At 55.1% G+C, this 20,685-nt stretch carries 16 protein-coding genes; 6 read left to right on the top strand and 10 right to left on the bottom strand.

All coding sequences use genetic code 11. The features are described from left to right. The 3 genes from ACWISF_RS08885 to ACWISF_RS08875 all read left to right on the top strand — a co-directional run. Positions 1 to 299 (top strand): CO2 hydration protein (locus ACWISF_RS08885; protein ID WP_448381232.1); only part of this gene is annotated, 299 nt, incomplete at its 5' end. Positions 300 to 326: 27 nt separating this feature from the next. Next, positions 327 to 770, top strand: a complete 444-nt coding sequence (locus ACWISF_RS08880; RefSeq protein WP_448381231.1) for a tetratricopeptide repeat protein — start codon at positions 327 to 329, stop codon at positions 768 to 770. 225 nt (positions 771 to 995) lie between these two features. Beyond that, positions 996 to 3,317, top strand: a complete 2,322-nt coding sequence (locus tag ACWISF_RS08875) for a transglutaminase TgpA family protein (protein ID WP_448381230.1) — start codon at positions 996 to 998, stop codon at positions 3,315 to 3,317. Here the strand turns inward: ACWISF_RS08875 and ACWISF_RS08870 are convergent. Then, the gene (locus ACWISF_RS08870; protein ID WP_448381229.1) at positions 3,270 to 4,034 is read right to left on the bottom strand and encodes an alpha/beta hydrolase; all 765 of its coding nucleotides are present in this window, start codon (positions 4,032 to 4,034) and stop codon (positions 3,270 to 3,272) included. The genes ACWISF_RS08875 and ACWISF_RS08870 overlap by 48 nt on opposite strands. 148 nt (positions 4,035 to 4,182) lie before the next feature. Here ACWISF_RS08870 and ACWISF_RS08865 point away from each other — a divergent pair, with 148 nt between their 5' ends. Beyond that, a complete protein-coding gene (locus tag ACWISF_RS08865) occupies positions 4,183 to 5,448 on the top strand; it encodes an HD domain-containing protein (protein WP_448381228.1) in 1,266 nt (421 codons plus the stop codon). Here ACWISF_RS08865 and frr read toward each other — a convergent pair. From frr to purL, 9 genes are all read right to left on the bottom strand, one after another. After that, positions 5,435 to 5,983, bottom strand: a complete 549-nt coding sequence (gene frr, locus ACWISF_RS08860) for a ribosome recycling factor (protein WP_448381227.1) — start codon at positions 5,981 to 5,983, stop codon at positions 5,435 to 5,437. The genes ACWISF_RS08865 and frr overlap by 14 nt on opposite strands. After that, the gene (gene pyrH, locus ACWISF_RS08855; RefSeq protein ID WP_448381226.1) at positions 5,970 to 6,692 is read right to left on the bottom strand and encodes a UMP kinase; all 723 of its coding nucleotides are present in this window, start codon (positions 6,690 to 6,692) and stop codon (positions 5,970 to 5,972) included. Before pyrH ends, frr begins: the two co-directional genes overlap by 14 nt. Before the next feature lie 58 nt (positions 6,693 to 6,750). Then, complete coding sequence (gene lepA / locus ACWISF_RS08850) at positions 6,751 to 8,562, bottom strand: translation elongation factor 4 (protein ID WP_448381225.1); 1,812 nt, start codon at positions 8,560 to 8,562, stop codon at positions 6,751 to 6,753. Between the two features lie 73 nt (positions 8,563 to 8,635). Continuing rightward, positions 8,636 to 11,059 (bottom strand): ATP-binding cassette domain-containing protein, encoded by a 2,424-nt coding sequence (locus ACWISF_RS08845; RefSeq protein WP_448381224.1) that lies wholly within the window; start codon positions 11,057 to 11,059, stop codon positions 8,636 to 8,638. Then, positions 11,052 to 12,500: a coproporphyrinogen-III oxidase family protein gene (locus ACWISF_RS08840; protein ID WP_448381223.1), complete on the bottom strand. Its 1,449-nt coding sequence runs from the start codon at positions 12,498 to 12,500 to the stop codon at positions 11,052 to 11,054. The genes ACWISF_RS08845 and ACWISF_RS08840 overlap by 8 nt, the downstream gene beginning before the upstream one ends. Before the next feature lie 107 nt (positions 12,501 to 12,607). Continuing rightward, the gene (locus ACWISF_RS08835) at positions 12,608 to 13,684 is read right to left on the bottom strand and encodes a class I SAM-dependent methyltransferase (RefSeq protein WP_448381222.1); all 1,077 of its coding nucleotides are present in this window, start codon (positions 13,682 to 13,684) and stop codon (positions 12,608 to 12,610) included. 26 nt (positions 13,685 to 13,710) lie between these two features. Beyond that, positions 13,711 to 14,664 (bottom strand): [FeFe] hydrogenase H-cluster radical SAM maturase HydE, encoded by a 954-nt coding sequence (hydE, locus tag ACWISF_RS08830; protein WP_448381221.1) that lies wholly within the window; start codon positions 14,662 to 14,664, stop codon positions 13,711 to 13,713. A 77-nt stretch (positions 14,665 to 14,741) separates the two neighbouring features. Then, entirely contained in the window at positions 14,742 to 15,497 is a 756-nt protein-coding gene (locus ACWISF_RS08825) for a Spy/CpxP family protein refolding chaperone (RefSeq protein ID WP_448381220.1), read from the bottom strand. Positions 15,498 to 15,620: 123 nt separating this feature from the next. Further along, positions 15,621 to 17,891 carry a phosphoribosylformylglycinamidine synthase subunit PurL gene (gene purL, locus ACWISF_RS08820; RefSeq protein WP_448381219.1) on the bottom strand — a complete coding sequence of 757 codons (2,271 nt, stop codon included), beginning with the start codon at positions 17,889 to 17,891 and terminating at the stop codon, positions 15,621 to 15,623. A gap of 402 nt (positions 17,892 to 18,293) precedes the next feature. Here purL and purC point away from each other — a divergent pair, with 402 nt between their 5' ends. Together purC and ACWISF_RS08810 are read left to right on the top strand one after the other, a co-directional pair. After that, positions 18,294 to 19,028 carry a phosphoribosylaminoimidazolesuccinocarboxamide synthase gene (purC, locus tag ACWISF_RS08815; protein WP_448381218.1) on the top strand — a complete coding sequence of 245 codons (735 nt, stop codon included), beginning with the start codon at positions 18,294 to 18,296 and terminating at the stop codon, positions 19,026 to 19,028. Positions 19,029 to 19,071: 43 nt separating this feature from the next. Then, positions 19,072 to 20,685 (top strand): BamA/TamA family outer membrane protein (locus ACWISF_RS08810; protein ID WP_448381217.1); only part of this gene is annotated, 1,614 nt, incomplete at its 3' end.

The following is a 20,685-nucleotide window of genomic DNA, read 5'->3' as shown; positions in this document are numbered from 1 at the left end:
TGCCGATTGGGGGGGCGGGGATTCCGCCCACTTTGCTGATGCAGGATATGCGCCACTACCTACCGGCGGAATTGCGCCAGCGTTACCAGCAGACGCCGCGGGGTTTGGGAGATGTGCGGGTGAAAATCTGCGAGTCGTTCCAAAAGTCTATGTTTTGCGTGACGACGGCGGCCATCCAGGCCCTGGCGCCCTATCCGTTGACCAGTACCGACCCCCAGGAGCGCCGGGCGAATGAAGCGTATTTAGACCAGTGGTTGCAACGGCTGCGGGACTCCCGGCTGTTGGCGATTCAGGGGTAACGTAGCGGGAGTGACCGGGAGTTGGGTATGAATGGACGGAAACTGCTGGGTTGGCTGGTGGTATTGGGGGTGGCCGGTTGCGCCCCGGATGCCAACAAGGTCTATGAGGAAGGGGTATTGGCGCTCAAACAGGGTCGCCCTACCGAAGCCGTACAGAAAATGAACCAGGTCATCAAACTGCGCCCGGACTACCTGCCGGCCTATGAACAACGGGGAATTGCCTACCTAAAATTGGGGGAATATCGGGAGGCGGTGCAGGACTTGACCAAGGTTTTGGAAAGCGATGGAAATAACCCTGTGCTGTTGCGCCACCGTGCGATTGCCTATTTCGCCCTGGGACGTACCGAACAGGGCAACGCCGACTTGTGTCGGGCGGCAGAATTGACCAAAGATACCCAACTGCAGGAAAGGTGCGCCAATCGGCAAAAAGCTGAGCAAACCCCCGACCAAGAGAATTCCGGCTCCATGTAGCGGTGCTTGGCCAATCGGCGTTTCCCATATCTTTTGCCAATCCGATCTGGATGCAGCCGTGCCGTCCCCTGGCCGGTTCACGTTCCATCACCACAAATAACCACTTCTGGAAATCTCCGGTTTCCCGCTACCTACCCCGGCAATTTTTTGTGCGGTTGGCAAGGTGTGCGGGCATAGGGCTGGGTGCATGGATTAAATTAGAGACAACCCCACGTCCTACCCCGGATGAATTGGCACCTCACCACCACCCACAAAATTTGTACCTATGCACTGGTGGGCGTCAGTTTGGCGGCGGTTGCGGTTGCTAAGGCCGTTCACCCGGTGGCATTGGTTTTGTTTCTCCTGTTGGGGGTGGTGAGCTGGTTTTGGGAACCCCCCCGGATACGGTGGGAGCGGTATGCCCGCCTGTGGATGCCCCTGACGGTGGCGGTGTTGGTGGTTTTGGTGCTGGCAACGGTGGTCCTGCAGGCCAACCCTTTGGATGCGTCTTTGTATTTGTTGCTGTATCTGGCGCTGGCGAAACTGTTTCAGCGGGAACGCCCGGAGGATTACAACCAGGCCATGGCGCTGTCGTTTTTGCTGTTGGCGGCCACGACGGTCTATACGGATGACATCCTGTTTGGGTTGTTGTTTGCCCTGTATGTGATTTTGGGGGTGATGAATTTTACCCTCTACCATCTGCGGGTGCAGGTGCGCAATCATCCCAAGGCGGCAGCGCAATCACGGGTGTTTGGCGGCACGATGATGCTGGCGCTGTTTTGGGTGGCGGTGGCCACGTTTGTGCTGTCGGTGGGGTTGTTTTTCCTGTTCCCCCGGATTGGGCTGGGCTTTTTTGGGCGGGGGGTAGGGCAGCGGGAAACCACCCAGGGGTTTGCCGAGCAGGTGACGATTGGGGAACATGGCCGGTTGAATCGGGATACCCAGGTGGTGATGCGGGTGGAATTTCCCGAAGGACGTCCGCCGGAGATTATGCCGCTGTATTGGCGGGGGGTGAGTTTTGACCGCTACGACGGCCAGGCCTGGGTGCGTACCCTCAGGGAGGGGCAGTTGCAATCTGCCCAACCAGACCAGGTGGTGGAGTTGCAACGACCGGCGCCGCATCTCTCCCTGATTCGCCAGGATATTTATCTGGAACCGTCGCCCCACCAGGTGTTGTTTGCCCTGAACCCCCTCTATCGGGTGAAATTGCCGGCAATGGTGCAGCGGGTGCGGGTGCAGGTGGGGCAGTTGGGGGGCCAGCAAGACCGCGCCCGGTTGATCCGCCAGTGGGGGCGTTCGGTGTTTGTTACCCGTACCGGCGATGTGTATTACAACTACACGGGGGATGTGGGGTATCAGTACACGGCCTGGAGCCGCCCGGTCTTTCCCAGTGGCAACGACCTGCGGCGGGTGGATGAGCGGCTGACGTTGCAGCAGGTGCAGGAACAGTTCCCCAACGACCTCTATTTGCAGTTGCCGCCGGAGGTGAACCCGAAAATTCGGGAATTGGCGCGCGAACTGACCCGCACGGCGCCAACCTATTTTGACAAGGTGCAGGCGATTGAGGACTATCTGCGCCGCAATTTCACCTACACCCTCGACCTGCCCGACCCTGGGGCGGAACCGCCTTTGGATGCATTTTTGTTCACCCATCGGCGGGGGCATTGCGAATACTTTGCCACGGCGATGACGGTGATGCTGCGCAGTATTGGCATTCCCGCGCGTTTGGTGAATGGGTATTTGGGGGGACGCTGGAACACCTACGACCGCTATCTTGCGGTGCTGGCGGCCAATGCCCACAGTTGGGTGGAAGTGCCTTTTGCCGGGTATGGCTGGGTGACGTTTGACCCGACGCCGCCGGGTGCGCTGCCGCCGGTGGGGAACTGGTGGTCGGATTTGTACGATGCCCTGCGGTTTCGCTGGAATAAGTACGTGCTGGAGTACAACTTAGATACCCAGATGGAAGGGCTAAAGGCGGTGCAGTCGTGGCTCTCGCCTGCGGGGAATCGTCCATCCCCTTTGAGCGATTGGCAAACCTGGTGGCAACGACATGGCCTGCGCCTGGGGGTGGTGCTGGTGCTCACAGGCGTAGGGGGCGCCTGGGGCTATGGCAGTCGGGGGCGGTCGCTGCGGGCACGCGATGGGGTAGGGCTGGTGGGGCTGGTGGGGTTTACCGGCTGGGTGGCGCAACCCTTGGCGGCGACCTGGGGCGCAGGTCTGGGGGGCATGGCCCCGGCTGTGGCTTATTTTTTGGCGCGTTATCTCCATTGGGGACAGCCGTCAGGAAGGATACCGGCGATTTCGCGTTTGTATCTCCAACTGCGGGATGAATTGCCGCAACAGGGGGTGGCAGTTACCCCGGATATGGGGCCAATGGCGGTGTTGCTGGCCCTGCGCCAGAGTGATGTGCCTGCTCGTGACGTGGCCGTACACCTGGTGGAAACTTATATGGATGTGCGCTTTGGCGGCCAATCCCTGAGTCGGGCGGCCTGGCGGGATTATCAGCACCAGGTGCGGGCGTTACTCCGGCAGTGGCGCCGTCGGCAACCGCAAAAAATCCGCCACTAGCTGCTCTACCTGTGCCCGCTGGCGGTCCAAGGTAATGATGTGATTGCAATCGGTGAGCCAGTGAAATTGTTTTTCTGGGCTGCCTAGGTGTTGAAAGCCCTGCCAAGACGCCTCCGGGTCCACCACCCGGTCGGCACGGGACTGGATGATGAGGGTAGGTACGGTTATCTGCGGCAGGCAGTTCTTGACCATACCTTGTAATTCCAAGGCACTGCGCACCGCCGACAAATTGAAATCCCGAAAGAAACAGACCTGCCAGGCTTGGGCAGCCATTTCCGGGTCGGCAATGGGCAGGCCCTGACGGGGCAGACTAGGCACGGCATAGCCGACGCTATAAAGCAGGGGATACAGCCACCAGGACATCCCCAAAAAGGGGGCCAACAGCACCAGCCGCGCCAAGGGGACGCGACTGGCCAGATAAAGCGCCAACAATCCCCCTGTGGAAAAGCCCACCACCGCCACGTGGGTATGGTTTTGCCGCAACTGTTGGTATTCCTGCTGGACACAGGCAAACCACTGGGGCCAGGTGGAAGCAGGCATCTGGGGGGCGGGTTGGTCATGGCCGGGAAGATTCATGCCCCGCACCGTCCAGCCCTGTTGGTGCAACCGTTCCCCTAGGGGTTGCAGTTCGTACACCCCGCCGCCCAAGCCGTGAATCAGCAGACAGGCCCCTGGGCCATCGCCACGTCGGTAAAAGGGTGCATTCGTCAAACGCATGGGATTTTGGGGGGTGCAAACGGCTTTAGCTAATCCGCCCGTTCGCGCTAGCGGGACGTAGTCCTTGAATCAGCATGAAGGCGGGAGTACGTCACGCTACCATGAAACCAAGGGAGCCGGTTGATTCTCAATATACCGATGAAAGGCCATGGGACATACCCGGACGTACCATGACCCGGTGCATGGGGCCATTACCCTCGACCGGCGGGACCCGGTGGAAGATTTACTGATTCGTTTGATTGATACCGCGGCTTTTCAACGCCTGCGGCGGGTGCGGCAATTGGGGGCGGCCAGTTTCACCTTTCACGGGGCAGAAGGGTCGCGCTTTACCCACTCGCTGGGGGTGTTGTGGGTGGCGCGGCAGGTATTTGACCGCCTGCAAAAAAACTACCCCGAATTACGCCCTCATCGCGCCGTGGTTCTGGTGGCGGCTCTGTTGCACGATTTGGGGCATGGCCCCTACAGCCACACCGGGGAAGAAATGTTCCAATTTCACCATGAGGTGTGGACCCGCAACATTTTGGGCAATGACCCCCAAATCCGCTGCCTTTTAGATGAATTTGCCCCCGATTTGGTGAACCACCTTTTGCAAGTTTACCAAAACCAGTACCCTTTGCCCTTTGTCTGTCAGTGGGTGTCGGGGCAGTTGGATTGTGACCGCCTGGACTACCTGATGCGGGATAGTTATCTCACAGGCGCTGCCTATGGGCGATTGGATTTAGACCGAATTCTGGCGGCCATTGACTACGACCCGATGCAAGGGGAGTTGGTCGTCCATCCCAAAAGTTTGGCCGCAATTGAACACTATTTGGTCGTGCGCTATTTCATGTACATCCAAGTCTATAACCATCGCAAAAACATTGCCGCGACGTGGATGCTCTGCCGTCTGATCGAACGGGCCAAATTATCACTTGCCCAACTCTACTGCGACCCGACCATGCACCGGTGGTTGACCCAACCCATTGACCGTTTGCACCTCCCCGATTACTTGGCCACCGATGACGACGTTTTGAACTACCACATCCACCGCTGGGCCGAAGCCGAAGATACCATCTTAGCAGATTTATGTCAGCGGTTTTTACAACGCAATTTATTCAAAATCATCGAAATCACCCCCTATTCCGAACCAGAACAACAACAATTACTCGCCCAAACCCAACAGGCGGTGCAGAAATTGGGATGGGATGGACGCTATTACTGCGGTCTATACCAGCGTTCGATCCGCGGCTACACCCTCTACGACAAGGGCATCAAGGTACAGACCGCCCAGGGCATCCAAGACATTACCGAACTTTCCCCCCTGGTGCGCTCGCTTAGCCACACCCAGACCCGCGCCTGGTTAATTTATCCCCGCGAATTGACCGCCCAAGTCATGGCCTGGTTAGAAGTAAACCCCCACCCTAAACCGTCATAATCTCTTTTTCTTTCGCCTGGGTCATCTCCTCAATCTTGGCAATGTATTTATCCGTCAGTTTTTGAATGGATTCTTGCAAACTGAACGCTTCATCCTTGGACAATTCGGCGGTCTTTTCCTGTTTGCGCACCTGTTCGACCGCATCCCGGCGGAGGTTGCGCAGGGCCACCTTGCCCTCTTCCGCCAATTTGTTCACCATCTTGACCAGTTCTTTGCGGCGCTCTGCCGTCAAGGGGGGAATGTTCAGGCGAATGTGCGTGCCGTCGTTGTTGGGCGTCAACCCCACATCCGAAGTGCTGATGGCTTTTTCAATTAACCCCAACGTGCTGCGGTCGTAGGGTTGGATCAAAATGGTGCTGGCATCCGGCGTGGTGATATTGGCTAGGGAGCGCAAGGGCGTCGGGACATTGTAATAATCCACCATCACCCGGTCAAGGAGGGAGGCATTGGCCCTACCGGTACGGACGGTATTAAAGGCGCGCTGGGTTGCCTCCAGGGTTTGTTGCATCTTGGCTTCCAGTTCACTTAGTTTCACAGTAACCTCCGACAATCGTGCCAATCCGTTCGCCCCGCACGGCCCGCCGGATATTGCCCACCACCGACAGGTCAAACACAATGATGGGGATATTGTTCTCCCGGCAGAGGGTAATGGCGGTGCCGTCCATCACCTGCAAGCCCTGACTGAGCACGTAGCTATAACTGAGACACTCATACCGCCGGGCGCTGGGGTTCACTTTCGGGTCGTCGTCGTACACCCCATCCACCTTAGTCGCCTTGAACACCACTTCTGCATCAATTTCTGCGGCCCGCAGGGCTGCCGTCGTATCGGTGGTGAAAAAGGGATTCCCCGAACCGGCGGCAAAAATCACCACCCGCCCCTTCTCCAAATGCCGAATTGCCCGCCTGCGAATGTAGGGTTCTGCCACCTCCTGCATGGAAATCGCCGTTTGGACCCGCGTGGGCACACCGATCTGCTCCAGGGCATCCTGCAACGTCATGGCGTTCATCACCGTCGCCAGCATACCAATATAATCTGCTGTGGCCCGGTCCATCCCGGCAGCAGCCCCTTTCACCCCCCGGAAGATATTCCCCCCGCCCACCACAATCGCCGTTTGCACCCCATCGGCCACCACATCGGCAATTTCACGGGCAATACCCTTGACCACCTCTGGGTCAATGCCATAGTTAAGCTGACCCATCAGGGCTTCACCACTCAGTTTCAGGAGGATGCGCTGGTACGGCATGGGGCAAACTCGGTCTTCCTCCCTCAGGATAGCCGCCCTGGGGAACTCCCGGCAAGGGTCAGTCACTTGTGAGTTTCAACACCGCCATAAAGGCTTCCTGCGGCACATCCACCTTACCCAGGGCTTTCATGCGTTTTTTCCCCTCCTTTTGCTTTTCCAAAAGCTTGCGTTTGCGGGTCACATCCCCGCCGTAACACTTGGCCAACACATTTTTCCGCAAGGGGGCAATGGATTCGCTGGCAATCACCCGACTGCCAATGGCCGCCTGAATCGGCACCCGGAACTGATGCCGGGGAATCAACTCCTTCAATTTTTGCACCAACGCCCGCCCCACCTGGTAGGCCTTGTCCCGATGCACAATCGTGGCCAGGGCATCCGCCGGCTCCTCGTTAATCAAAATATCCAACTTCACCAAATCGTTGGGACGATACCCCGCCCATTGATACTCCATACTGGCATAGCCCCGCGAGCGGGATTTCATCTGGTCAAAAAAGTCCGTGACCACCTCTGACAAGGGAATTTCATAGACCAACACCGCGCGTTCTGGGGTGAGATACCGCATATCCTGAAATTCCCCCCGCCGCGATTGCGCCAACTCCATCAACGTCCCTACATAGGCCTCCGGCGTAATCATTTCCACCCGCACGTAGGGTTCTTCAATTTGGCGACGTTCGTTGGGACCGGGCAAATCCCCTGGGTTGTCAATTTCAATCACCGAATTATCGTTTAACGTCACCCGATAGACCACCGAGGGCGCCGTCACCACCAGGTCCAAATGGTATTCCCGCTCCAGCCGTTCCTGGACAATTTCCATGTGCAACAGCCCCAAAAAACCGCAGCGAAACCCCATCCCCATCGCCGCGGAAGTTTCCGGTTCGTAGTGCAACGCCGCATCGTTTAATTTCAACTTGGCCAGGGCATCCCGCAGGTCCGCATAATCATCGGCATTGATGGGAAACAACCCACAAAACACCATCGGTTTGGCCTCTTTGTAGCCCGGCAATGGCTCGGCAGCAGGCGCATCCGCCAAGGTAATCGTATCCCCCACCCGCGCATCCTCCACCGCCTTGATCGCCGCCGTCAGATAGCCCACCTCCCCCGCTTGCAAATCCGCCACAGGCACCTGGTGGGGCGACATCACCCCCAATTCATCCACCTCGTACTCTTTGCCGGCCATCATCAAACGAATCCGGTCGCCTTTTTTGACCCCCCCATCCATCACCCGCAAATACACCACCACTCCCCGATAGGAGTCGTAATAACTATCAAAAATCAACGCCCGCAGGGGCCGATCCCGGCGGTCTGGGGGTGGGGGAATCCGCTGCACCACCGCTTCCAAAATATCCTCAATGCCAATGCCCTCTTTGGCCGAAGCCAAAATTGCCTGGGAGCAATCCAAACCAATGACATCCTCAATTTCCTGTTTCACCCGTGCAGGATTTGCCCCCGGCAAATCAATCTTATTAATCACCGGAATAATCTCTAAATCATGTTCCAAAGCCATGTACACATTCGCCAGGGTTTGCGCTTCCACCCCTTGGGAGGCGTCAACCACCAACAAAGCCCCTTCACAGGCCGCCAGCGAGCGGGAAACTTCATAGGAAAAATCCACATGACCAGGCGTATCAATCAGGTTCAAAACATAGGTTTGCCCATCTTTGGCCTGATAATTCATGCGCGCCGCTTGCAGCTTAATGGTAATCCCCCGTTCCCGCTCCAAATCCATATTATCCAGGAACTGCTCCCGCATCTGCCGCTGGTCCACCGTCCCGGTCACCTGGAGCAACCGGTCCGCCAGGGTGGACTTGCCGTGGTCAATGTGGGCAATGATGCAAAAGTTCCGCAGACGGCTGACAGGGGTATCGGTCATGGCCACATCCAGTCACAGTCATGCTCTATTGTGCCATTTCCGCCCCGGTCCCTGACGCAGGGCATCCAGCTTGCTAGTAAATATCCTTGCGTTTTTGCACCCAAAGCGTGATGCCCAAATACACCAGCGTATGCAACAGCAAAATCGCCCAATTTAAGCCCAGATTGGCCAAGGTAGCCGCAAACATCGGCATCTCTTGGATGGGAATACGCTCTGGGTCTGTACCTTCGGGTATCCCCGGCACCAACGAATTCACATCCGCCAACGCCCCCAACGCCCCCGCCGCCCAGCGACTGATCATCAACCAGGAAACCCAGCGCCCCCGGTCGCCCAGGTCAAACAAAATCCCCGCAAAAACAATCTGGGGGAGCAAAAGTAGAGGGAGCGCACTATTTGCCTGGGCCGGATTGCGCACCATCGCCGATACCATCAGCCCCAGGCCAACCGAGGTCAGAATCGTCAAAAAAATGGTAATGAATACGCCCAAAGGCCAAGGGAAATAGTTGGGAAAACACAAGGGATCAGACCCGCACAATCCCGGCGGCCAACGAAACCCAAGCAGGATCACAGCGGTAATCAGTAAACTTTGTAAAATTGCCAAGCCCCCCAGCGTCACGAACTTAGAACTCAAATAGGCAAGCAGTCCCAAATTCACCAACCGTTCCCGCAAATAAATCGCCGATTCCTTGACAATTTCCTGCAACGAACTGGCAAATCCTGCCCACAACGCCGCACAGACAATCACAAAAATTACCCGCCGCGCCAAAGAAGCCAAAACATAATCCGGCGCCCCCACAAAGGGATTTTCGGTTTGCACCGCCAAGCGAATTAACACAATTCCCAAAGGAGCAGTTGCCAAAGAGAGAAATAAATATACCGGGTCGCGCCGCAACAGTTGCCCATAGCGCTGCACCAACACCCACAACTGTCGCCAAAACGAAGCCCGCACTTTTTCGGGCTGAAAAGGCTGTTCATTCACCTGGCCGATCAGTCGTTCTTGGATATAAGTGCGATACAACTCCGACCGGCGAAATCGCTCTGCTTCCTGCGCTACTGCTTCACGGGTTTCCAATTTGATGTAAATATCGGCAAAATCCTGCTGTTCGAGACCAAAAAATGAGGTTGCCTCCTGCGGTGGCCCAAAGTAACATAAATTCCCCCCCAACCCCATAAACACCAACCGGTCACATAGATTCACATTGGCCGTGGCATGGGTGACGAGAATGATCGTGCGCCCTTGGTCTGCCAATTTCCGCAACAACTGCATAATTTTTTTATCTAGGCCAGGGTCGAGTCCCGAAGTGGGTTCATCAAGGAAAAACAACTTGGGATCGGACAACAATTCCACCCCAATACTCACCCGCTTGAGTTGTCCCCCACTCAAATTCCGCACCAATGTATCCTGCCGCTCCGTTAACTCCACCTGCTGCATCACTCTTTGGATGATTTCCTGGATATCCACATCCTTGGGTAAACGCAGCTTGGCCGCATAGTAGAGAACTTCTTTGACGGTTAAATTTGTGTGGACAATATCACTTTGGGGTACATAGCCAATGATGCTCCGGTAGATATTGAAATACTTGTGTAGATCATCCCCATTGAGATATACCGAACCCTGACTGACCGCCTCAATCCCCAATAAACTTTTCATCAACGTTGACTTGCCTGCCCCACTCCCCCCCACCAAAGCCACAAACTGCCCCGGTTCAATCACCAGCGAAATATCGTTCAGGATACGAATTTTTTGACCTTTTTTCCCCGGAACTACCTTTGCCAAATCCTTAGCATCCAAACGAATCCGGTCCCCCTGGTCGGATAACACCAATTGGTCTCGTTGCAAGACCAACCGATAGGGGCCAATTGTGATCACATCCCCAACATGCAAAGGGGCAGTAGTCACCACCTTTTTGCCATTGACAAAAACCCCATTGACACTGCAATCGCGAATGGTATAGCGTCCTTGAGGGTCGCGGAAAATCACCGCATGGGAGCGGGAAACCGTTGGGGCATCCAGTTGGAAATCAGCCTCCTGACTGCGCCCTAAAATCACCGAGGTACGCCCTTTCAAAGATAGGGAACGTTTTTCGGGGACGCTGGGTTTCAGTTGAACAGAAGGGTAATGATAGGTAATCGTAATTGCCGTTTTCGGGTCCATGCCAATACGAATTTCGTCCCCCGGCTGTAGTAGATGTCCCTGAGCCGGTGTGATAATGGCATGGTTGATAAACAGGCGATTCATACTCGGAGTTTGCCCATCCCCATCATAAATGGTGTAATGGTCGCCTGTTCGCCGCAGGGTTGCCTGTACCCGGCTGACATGCACCCAATGCTCAGGCACAAGCAAACCTTCCGGGGGAGATTTGCGCGGCGCCCGCCCCAAAATATGCTGTGGCTCGGTCAATTGAAACCGAATAACTTCTCCCTGATTATTGATTTCAATTTCTGGTTGCCCACAGACAACAGATGTATCGGTAACGACAACGGTTTCATCAGCCATGACTGCCACTCCAAACCTCAGGATGGCGGTATGGATTTAGCTCCCCATCGGCATACTCGGTCGCTGGGAAAGGAATATATGCTGGATGATGAAATTGATGGGCTACTTCATCAGCAAAAAAAGCACCCAAAGTTGTCAATTCAATTTTTTCTTCATCCTCCATCAGTAAACCATATTTTTTCAAGGCAGCAATCTTAGGTTGAAATACCTCATCCAAAGAACAGCCTGTCACTTGTTGGAAATAGCGTTTCCACACCCGCCGGTTCTTCAAAGGCAAGACAATCGCCCAGCGAATTTGCGCCTCCAAATTACGAACCAATCCCCGATTCACCGGCAAGCGACGGTCGGCAATCATCCGGTAATATTCATCAAAATTTTGCGTGTTCAAACCAAACCGATCCCGCAAACTACTAAATGCCGTCAAACCAAACCCCAATTGATCCAATAAACCACAGCATTGATTGTCCGCATAGTGGGAATAATGTTCCGGTTTTTTCGAAAATACCCGCCGCAGGTTTTCCCGATAACCGTGCGCATTGAGAACATTAATGGCTGCCTGTTTCATTGCCAAGGTTTCTTCCACCGTAGGCACCAATTCAGGATGTCGTTCCCGCTGGTACTTAATCGGCCCTTGAAAATCTCCATAGGCTTCAAATTTCAGACGGTATAGCTGAATTTCATGTGCCCCCAAACCCACTGCCTGCTCCAGGACAGCAATCCAATCCTCTAAAGTTTGCCCCAAATAACCGAAAATGAACTCGATATTTACCTGAAAACCAAATTTGAGAGCATCATGAATCGCCTCTAAGGCCTGTTCTGGTCCGTGATGCCGATTCATTAATTTTAGCGTCGCCGGGTTCAAGGATTGCACGCCAATTGTCAGGCGATTGACCCCGTAATCCCGCAGCATTTGCAGGCGTTCATTGCCCTCTTTACCAATTAGAGTCAGCGGGTCAACATCATAGTTATATTGGGTGCATTCACTAAGATCAAGGCGGCTATCTAAAATCTGTAGAAATCTCTTTAATTGGTCTAGCGATAGATAGGTCGGTGTGCCGCCGCCTACGAGAATGGAACGAGCCTTGAGGCGGCTATAACCCAACCGTTCCATGTAAATATCCATCTCCTGAGCCAAGGCTGACAGATATTGGTCTTTTTCGGCACTGCGCTCACCCAGTTGTACCGGATAATGGCAAAAAAGACACCGTTGCCGACAAAAAGGCACATGGGCATAAATATCAAATTTCCCATCGGCCGGCGGTGTGTAGGTTGCTAATAATTCCTCCGGGGTAAGTGGTGCATACATGGTAATTGGCGGATAATGCACAGACGGGAAAAAATCCCCAGACCGCACAATTAAACCTAAGGACTGCAAATGCTTGTACTGCGCCAGACGTTCGTTGATATGCTCCGTGTATCGGGATGACTGCACCACAGACATGATGTTACCCCCTTCAAAGTACTTCAAGGTAAACAAGCGCTATCCTTAGATATATCATAAACTGCCAAACTTGAGAGAATCTCGCAGAGAAACTTCAGATTCAGGAGTTAAACTGGCTCAAAAATTAATACGTAGCGTTGGGGGATAAAAGCATACTCCTGCGTGAGCTTAAAACCATAAAAGCGCAGTTGATGGATAATCAATTCCTTGGCGATATACGGACCATGATACGGCAATTGTCCTGGCTCCACAAGGCCATTGTCCACAACCACCAATTTACCTCCAGGTTTCAGGGCCGCTTTGATACTTTGCACAAAACTATCCCGCTCCGGAGCCGTACTCATACCGTAGATATTGTGATATAAAGAGCACATAAAGACCAAATCCACCTGTTTTCCTTCCAGACCAATGGTCGTCCCTGGGTAGTTGTTTATTGTGGTGATATTTTTAATCTTTTGTTTCTGAACATAGCGATTAATGTAATCCAAATGCTGCTGTACTATATCAACGCTATAAACCCGACCCGTTGGCCCTACTTTTTCGCTAAAGCGAACGCTGTAATAACCTGGTCCGCTGCCAATATCCGCGACCGTTTGCCCGGCTGCAATAGGCAGTACCGCGAGAATTTTACTGCTTTTTTCCCATTCCTCACGGGCCGGATTGTTGAACAATATAAAATCCTCTAGAAAAGCCGTGCGATTGCGACCGGCTTCCGTCAATTGGTCTTCGTAGTGTTGCAGAAGATATTTGCGCTTGATATATTCTTTGAGATTGGCAAAATTATTGGCCGCAAAAAAGTCATAAAAACTGGCTACAAAAGGGTCTTGTAAGGCTTTTTGCTTTTCCCTCTCAGACATCAAAAATAGCCGGGCAAACCAACGAAGCGCCGTGTATTCTCCCCCATAGTTTTCCCTGGGAATAATCTGGTTGTAAATCTCAATGGCTTTTTGCGCGGCCGACCGACTGTTATTTTCAAGCATTTCCAACACATATCGTCCCGCGCGAATCCCCTCAGGTGTAATGGCAAAAGAGTCGCTAGTCCCCACATGAATCAACGACATGGGCGAAGTGATGGCTACGTAGGGGGTCACCCATGGGAGTCGCACCCAACGGTGGGCAATCCCCAGGATTCCCAAAGCTATCAAACCCACAAGCCACCAACGCAATGACCGCAAAAATTTCATGCCCGTCCTTACCAGAAAATCCCTTCCTAAACCGCCACCGGTCGTACCGTCATACCGGCCTGTTGAATAGTCGTTCTCGCATGCGCTAAACTCACCACAAAACGCTCCTGCGAATAAATGGCATAGTTCCGGCGAAACTGGGGCGGTGTGAAGTTAATCGTAATCACATTGGCCCCTGCATTTAACCCCGCCAATTGACCGCCGGGTTCTAATTTTTCGAGGGCGCTAACGCTGGGAATTAATGCTTGGGGAAACAAAATACGAAAAATAGCCATGATATTTAGGGTGCGTCGTACACTCCCGGCTGCTTCACCGGCAAAAGGCGTATTTTCATTGGGAATGAATGGGGATGCACTGGCAAAATCAGGCTGAATTTCTTGGATCAACAAAATATCCCGCACGAGCGTAGCCAACGTTTGGCCAGGTAGCCCCACAATGTTTCCTGTTCCCACCTGAAACCCGATTTCTTGCAGCCAACGGAGACATTGCAAACGGCGAGTCAAGGGGGTATGGGCAATCTGCCGATAAATCGCCGGGTCTGAGGTTTCAAATTTGAGGATATAGGAATCAGCTCCCAACGCCCGCCACCGCTCATAGGTCGCGCGAGGATACTCTCCCAAACACAGCAAAATATGCAAACCGAATTGCCGTTTGGCAGCGGGGATCACTTCCTGCAAAATGGCATCACATTGGGGGTCTTGACCCGCCTGCAAAAACAACGTACCAATGCCCAAACGGTGAATCTGCGCTGCAATGTCTAAAATTTCTGCCGCCGATAACCGGTAGCGTTCTAGGTTGTGATTTGCGGCCCGCATGGCACAGTAATTACAGTTCTTTTGACAGAAATTGGAGATTTCGATAACACCCCGCAAATGCACTTGATCCATCTGATGCTGTTGGCGCACCCAACGGGCTTGGGCAAATAACTCTTGCTGGAGTTCGCCATCGGCATCGATTAACTCCGGCAATGGGCGCCCCAAAATTCGCTCAGTTGGTTCAGCGAATGCGTACATTTTGGTTCCTCATCACACAATTGCAATCCCCAGCCAATAACTATTTAGCTCGGTCGAGGGGGAACAAATTCAAACTTTTTCCCCTTGAGCGTTTCCAGTATTTTTTGCTGCTCTGGGGTTAAAATGGCCAGGGCCTTGGCATTACTTTCTTGCAGAATTTGATCCATCCGTTTCCGATTCGCAGCAATAACTTGCCTGTTGTCTGATCCTTTTTGGGGAACCTTCAAATTAATACGCATCTTGGCCCAGGTATCATCCCGCAATTTCTTCAGTTTGGCCTGTTGCTCTGGCGTAAGTTTTAATTCTTGAATGAAGTGCTCATAGGAAAGAATGCCAAAACCATAGATTTGTAGCGTGATTTCTTTGAAACGTTTCAGTTGCTCTGGCGTGAGGACTTTACCAACTTCATTGCGAGCTACGCCTACTTCTTTTTCCAGTTCGCCTTTGATTTGATCGAGCTTTTTCTCTCGTTCTTCTGGCTCCATTTGCCCTAGTTTGAGGCCGGAAACCAGAGCACGCACCCGTTGCCGAAATTGGTCGCTAATACCTTTAATTTTGGTGGCCTGTTCATCAGTGAGATTGATTTCTTTTCTGATTTGGGGATTTTGAAATAACTCCAAGGGGTCGGTATCGCTTCGCTCTACGCCTTGCACGCCAATAGTAATGGGATTATCGCCGCTTTGCTCTTGCAAGACACCAGGACTCGCTTCGGGAGAAGTATTCCTGAAAAGATTACAACCCGTCGCCCCGAAGACACTAATTGCTAGGACAACCGGTGCAATTCTGGTAATTGCTCCCATTGTCGTTACCCCCCAATTGGTCCAAGTTACTGTTGCTTGATTATAACGACATTGATCGCAACTTTAGTTGTTAATTTTTATAGGCTTTTGTTTGCATTTGTCAATGGGTTGGCAAAGATGTGTTTAGAAGACGGCAGGCAGGGGAGATGGTTCCAGACGACGGGGCAAGGCATTAGCCCAAGCATGGTGTAAATCGGCAACGGACAGGTGCACAAGGAGGTCATGGGCGTTCTGAATCACCAGGGCATCGCCGCCCGTAATGCCCCAAAACCCCCAAGCCCCCGGCAGCTCTTCCCCAAGATAGCGTTCCCAAACCGAGCGGTACGTCGGGGCAACCGTCACCCAAATCCGACTGCCTCCCTCGGCAAAGAAAAATTCGTCCCAACGGGTTTCCGGCACTACATTGACAGTAATTTGTACGCCGCAATTCCCGGCCATTGCCATCTCTGCCAAGGCAATCAAAACACCCCCGTCGCTTACATCGTGCGCTGCTTGAATCCATCCCTGGGCAATACCTGTGCGACAGACGCGCTGTACCTGTTGTTCCTGGGCCAAATCCACCGCCGGCGGACGACCTGTGACCAGATGGTGAATTGCCGCGAGGTACTCAGAACCCCCTATGCCGACCGTTGGGGAGTCTTGCCCCCAGGGGACGCCCAAAAGGTACAAACATTGTCCTGCCTGCCATTGCATCGTACAGCGACGGCGAATGTCTGCCACCCGCCCGACCATGCCGACAACCGGGGTGGGGTAAATCGCCTGCCCCTGGGTTTCGTTGTACAGGGAAACGTTGCCGCCGGTAACCGGTGTGCCCAGCGCCCGACAGGCGGTTGCCAACCCCCGACAGGCCATCGCCAATTGCCAGTAAATTTCCGGCTTTTCCGGGGCGCCAAAGTTGAGGTTGTCGGTCACCGCCAGGGGTTCTGCCCCCACACAACTGAGATTCCGGGCGGCTTCGGCCACAATCGCCATTGCCCCCCGTTCCGGGTCGAGCCAAACCCAGCGGCCATTCCCATCCATCGTCGCGGCTACGCCCAAATGCCCCCGCACCCGCACGACCGCCGCGTCGGCGACACCCGGCAGAAGCACGGTGTTGTTTTGCACCTGCTGGTCGTACTGGCGATAAATCCAGCGTTTGCTCCCCAGGTTGGGCTGGTCAAGAAGCGTTAGGACAATATCATTCCAACTGCGCCCCAAAATGCCGGTGGCTGTTGCTGGGGGTAAGGATGCCGGTTGCCACTGCCAGTGGGTTTGCGTCGCGGGGGGCGGCTCCGGCAATACCTCGCGCGTATAGATGGGCGTGTGCTTGGTCAAGGCCGCGGCGGGAATCTGGGCCACCATCTGCTGTTTGTAAATAATCTGTACTTCGGGTTCGGCAATCACTTCCCCGACAACGACCGCCTCTAGGCCCCAGCGGTGAAAAATCGGCAGAATTTCTGCTTCCCGGCCCTGTTCGACCACTAACAGCATCCGTTCCTGGGATTCCGAAAGCAGCAGTTCCCCGGGTTGCATCCCGGTTTCGCGCACCGGAATCGCCGTCAAATCCAGGCGAATGCCCACGCCCCCTTTGGCAGCCATTTCCGAGGTGGCGCAGGTCAATCCGGCAGCCCCCATGTCCTGGCAGGCCACCACCGCGCCCGTGGCAAAGGCTTCGAGACAGGCTTCGATCAGGCATTTTTCCAAGAAGGGGTCGCCCACCTGCACCGCCGGACGTTGCGCCTGGGTATCGGCGGCCAATTCCGCACTGGCAAAGCTGGCGCCGCCAATGCCATCGCGCCCGGTCGTTGCCCCTACGTACACTACCGGATTGCCGACCCCCTGGGCCGCAGCGGGCATCACCTGCGGGGTGGGCAGAACGCCCAAGGCCATGACATTGACCAAGGGGTTGCCGTTGTACACCGGGTCGCAGTACACCTCACCCCCAACCGTCGGCACGCCCACGCAATTGCCGTAGTGGCTGATCCCGGCGACAACCCCGCTAAGCAAAGCCCGGTTGCGAGGCAGGTTCAGGTCGCCAAAGCGCAGGGAGTTAAGCAGGGCAATCGGGCGCGCCCCCAGGGCAAAAATGTCGCGCAGAATGCCGCCGACGCCGGTGGCTGCCCCTTGAAACGGCTCGACGGCAGAAGGATGGTTGTGGGATTCCACCTTAAAGGCCAGATACACGCCGCCGAGGTCCACCACGCCTGCGTTTTCCCCCGGCCCCACCACCACCTGCGGCCCCTGGGTGGGCAATTGCCGCAGGAGGGGCTTGGAATTTTTGTAGCAACAATGTTCAGACCACATCACCCCAAACATCGCCAGTTCCAGGGGGTTGGGGGGACGGCGCAATTGCTCACAAATCCAGGTGTATTCCTGGGGGGTCAAGCCGGTGCGCGCCAAATCGGGGGGAGTCATGGGGTCCTGTTGTGCGTGCTTACCTTATTTTGCCCTGGCGGTGGGGTGGCGGGAAAGTTATTAAAGTTGTTTTTCCTGGGTGCAAAAGGGGGTTGGTTGGGGAGGAGCCATCCCATCGTGAGTAATGCTGTCCAAATCATTTTTTTAGGGCCATGCCTGGCCGGAGGAATGGATGCCATTCCCAACGATAGGCGCTCTCAGTTCTCGGTCGTTCATTCCCGCCAAGCCCGGAACTTATGGGTATGTGCGCAAGGTTTTATCCACCATTTACTCCTGATGCTTCTCCCTAAAAAGGCAAAGCCACCGACCGGCTGAAGAATCTTTGTTATCTTATCATTAGCATTACCGAGATCACGCAACCCCACCGTGTCATAATGGGAGTGGGTGCGCTTTTGGGTGCTAATGTCCCACGCTGCGTTAATTGCTGGTACGCCTTACGAAGGTAAAGCGAAAATCCTCACCCCTACGGCCACACCGGGTATTTGGCAGGTGTTTTTCAAGGACGAGGCCACGGCCTTTAACGCCCAAAAACGGGGGGAAATTCGGGGCAAAGGGGAAATCAACTGCACCATCAGCAGTCATCTATTTCAGTTTCTGGCCCAACAGGGCATCCCCACCCATTTTGTGCGGCAAACAGCCCCCAACGTGATGGAAGTGCAGGCTTTGCAAATGTTTGCTTTGGAAGTCGTGGTGCGCAATCGGGCCGCAGGCAGCCTTTGTCGGGAAACCGGTTTGCCTTTGGGGTTGGTATTGGACCCCCCCCTGGTGGAGTTTTATTACAAAAACGATGGGCTGGGCGACCCGTTGCTCACCCCCGACCGCCTGCGGCTGCTGCATCTGGCCACTCCTGCTGAGGTGCAAACGCTGACGGCAATGGCGCAACAGATTAACGACCATCTGTGTCGGTTTTTCGCCGAATGCGGTATTCTGCTGATAGACTTCAAGCTGGAGTTTGGCCGGGATGCCGACGGGCGGGTACGTTTGGCCGATGAAATCAGCCCGGATACCTGTCGGCTGTGGTTGGCCCAGGAAACTGACCCGGTGCGGCGGGTGGTGGACAAAGACCGCTTCCGCCATGACCTGGGTGAGGTTGAATCGGCCTACCGGCTGGTCTTGGAACGGGTGACCCGGCAGTAAGGCCACCGGCTTGGTTTGTGCTCCTTTAATCGTGTGGTGTGGTATGCGCTCCTGGGTGGTAACGGCGGGTTTGCTGACGGCGGTGGTTCCCGGTTTTCCGGCTGGGGCCGAGCAGCTCCCGGATGGCAGGGTGGAGATGGCGCCGCAGCCAAAGCCAGCGGTGGTACGCCGGCAAGTGGCGCAGGCGACGCCCCAGGAATCCCCGGAACCGGAGCCGCGGGTGTTGGTGGCGGAAGTTTTGGTAGAAGGGGCAGAAGGGCCGTTGCTGGATGCGGTGTATGCGGCCATTCGCACCCGCCCTGGCTTTACCACCACGCGCAGCCAGTTGCAGCGGGATATTGATGCGGTGTTTGCCACGGGTTGGTTTCAAAATGTGCAGGCCACGCCGGAGGATACGCCTTTGGGGGTGCGGATTCGCTTTGTAGTGCAACCCAACCCGGTGCTCAAGCGGGTGAATTTGGTGGGGATTAAGGTGTTGCCGCCGGCGGTGGCGGATGCGGTGTTTACGCCTTTGTATGGGGAGGTGTTGAATTTCCGCAGTCTCCAGCAGGGGATTCAGCAGATCAACGAATGGTATAGGAAGAACAACTATCCTTTGGGGCAGGTGGTGGGGAGTCCCCAGGTGGAGCCAGATGGGGTGGTGACCCTGGAGGTGGCCGAAGGGGTGATTGCGGATATTCGCATCGAGTACCTGAATGCCAAGGATGAAAAGGTCAAGGGGAAAACCAAGCCCTATATTATTCTGCGGGAATTGCAGCAGCGGCCTGGGGATGTGTTCAACGAGAAAAAGGCGCAGGCGGATTTGCAAACCCTGTTTGGGCTGGGCATTTTTGAGGATGTGAAGCTGAATTTGGAACCGGCAGAGGACCCGCGCAAGGCGGTGGTGGTGTTGCGGGTGGTGGAGGCGCGCACGGGTTCGATTAATTTTGGGGCGGGCTACAGTACGGCCACGGGCTTTTTTGGCACCTTGGGCTACACGGAGCGGAATTTGGGGGGGCGCCGCCAAACCCTGACGGCCAATATCCAGGGGGGGGAACGGGATATTTTGTTTGATGTGAATTTCCGGGACCCCTGGCTGGCCTTTGACCCGGGGCGCACGTCTTTGGCGGCCAGTGTGTTTAATCGCTTGGCCTTTTCGTATGTTTACAGCGGTGGGGAGCGGGAGGTGGATTTGCCCAACGGGGATTCGCCGCGGATTAACCGTTTGGGGGCGACGATTGATTTTAGCCGCCCGTTTCCGGGAAATTGGCGGGGGACGGTGGGGTTAAGTTACCAGCGGGTGTCGCTTGTGGATGGGAACAACCGGGTGTCGCCGGTGGATGAATTTGGCAACCAACTGGCCGCCAGCCGCAGGGGGATTGATGACCTGTTGCAGGTGAATCTGGGGGTGGCTAAAGACGAGCGGGATAGTCCGACCGACCCGACCCGCGGGTGGCTGTTCCGGGCGGGGTACAGCCAGGCGCTGCCGGTGGGGTCGGGGAGTATTTCCCAGAGCCGCTTCCGCCTGGGGTACAGCTACTACCTCCCGGCCAAACTTCTGCCTTTTCAACGGGATAAGACCGATGTGGTGGCGTTGAATGTGCAGGCGGGGACGATTGTGGGGCGGATGGCGCCCTACGAGGCGTTTAGTTTGGGGGGGGCGGATTCGGTGCGGGGC

The organism is Gloeomargarita sp., assembly GCF_053491055.1.
This window is presented reverse-complemented; position numbering and strand designations above follow the sequence as displayed.

What these genes read in the sequence shown, in the direction of transcription:
- ACWISF_RS08880 (WP_448381231.1), top strand. Translation starts at nt 327, where the DNA reads ATGAATGGACGGAAACTGCTGGGTTGGCTGGTGGTATTGGGGGTGGCC.
- ACWISF_RS08875 (WP_448381230.1), top strand. Translation starts at nt 996, where the DNA reads ATGAATTGGCACCTCACCACCACCCACAAAATTTGTACCTATGCACTG.
- ACWISF_RS08870 (WP_448381229.1), bottom strand. Translation starts at nt 4,034, where the DNA reads ATGCGTTTGACGAATGCACCCTTTTACCGACGTGGCGATGGCCCAGGG.
- ACWISF_RS08865 (WP_448381228.1), top strand. Translation starts at nt 4,183, where the DNA reads ATGGGACATACCCGGACGTACCATGACCCGGTGCATGGGGCCATTACC.
- pyrH (WP_448381226.1), bottom strand. Translation starts at nt 6,692, where the DNA reads ATGCCGTACCAGCGCATCCTCCTGAAACTGAGTGGTGAAGCCCTGATG.
- lepA (WP_448381225.1), bottom strand. Translation starts at nt 8,562, where the DNA reads ATGACCGATACCCCTGTCAGCCGTCTGCGGAACTTTTGCATCATTGCC.
- ACWISF_RS08845 (WP_448381224.1), bottom strand. Translation starts at nt 11,059, where the DNA reads ATGGCTGATGAAACCGTTGTCGTTACCGATACATCTGTTGTCTGTGGG.
- ACWISF_RS08840 (WP_448381223.1), bottom strand. Translation starts at nt 12,500, where the DNA reads ATGTCTGTGGTGCAGTCATCCCGATACACGGAGCATATCAACGAACGT.
- ACWISF_RS08835 (WP_448381222.1), bottom strand. Translation starts at nt 13,684, where the DNA reads ATGAAATTTTTGCGGTCATTGCGTTGGTGGCTTGTGGGTTTGATAGCT.
- ACWISF_RS08825 (WP_448381220.1), bottom strand. Translation starts at nt 15,497, where the DNA reads ATGGGAGCAATTACCAGAATTGCACCGGTTGTCCTAGCAATTAGTGTC.
- purL (WP_448381219.1), bottom strand. Translation starts at nt 17,891, where the DNA reads ATGACTCCCCCCGATTTGGCGCGCACCGGCTTGACCCCCCAGGAATAC.
- purC (WP_448381218.1), top strand. Translation starts at nt 18,294, where the DNA reads ATGTCCCACGCTGCGTTAATTGCTGGTACGCCTTACGAAGGTAAAGCG.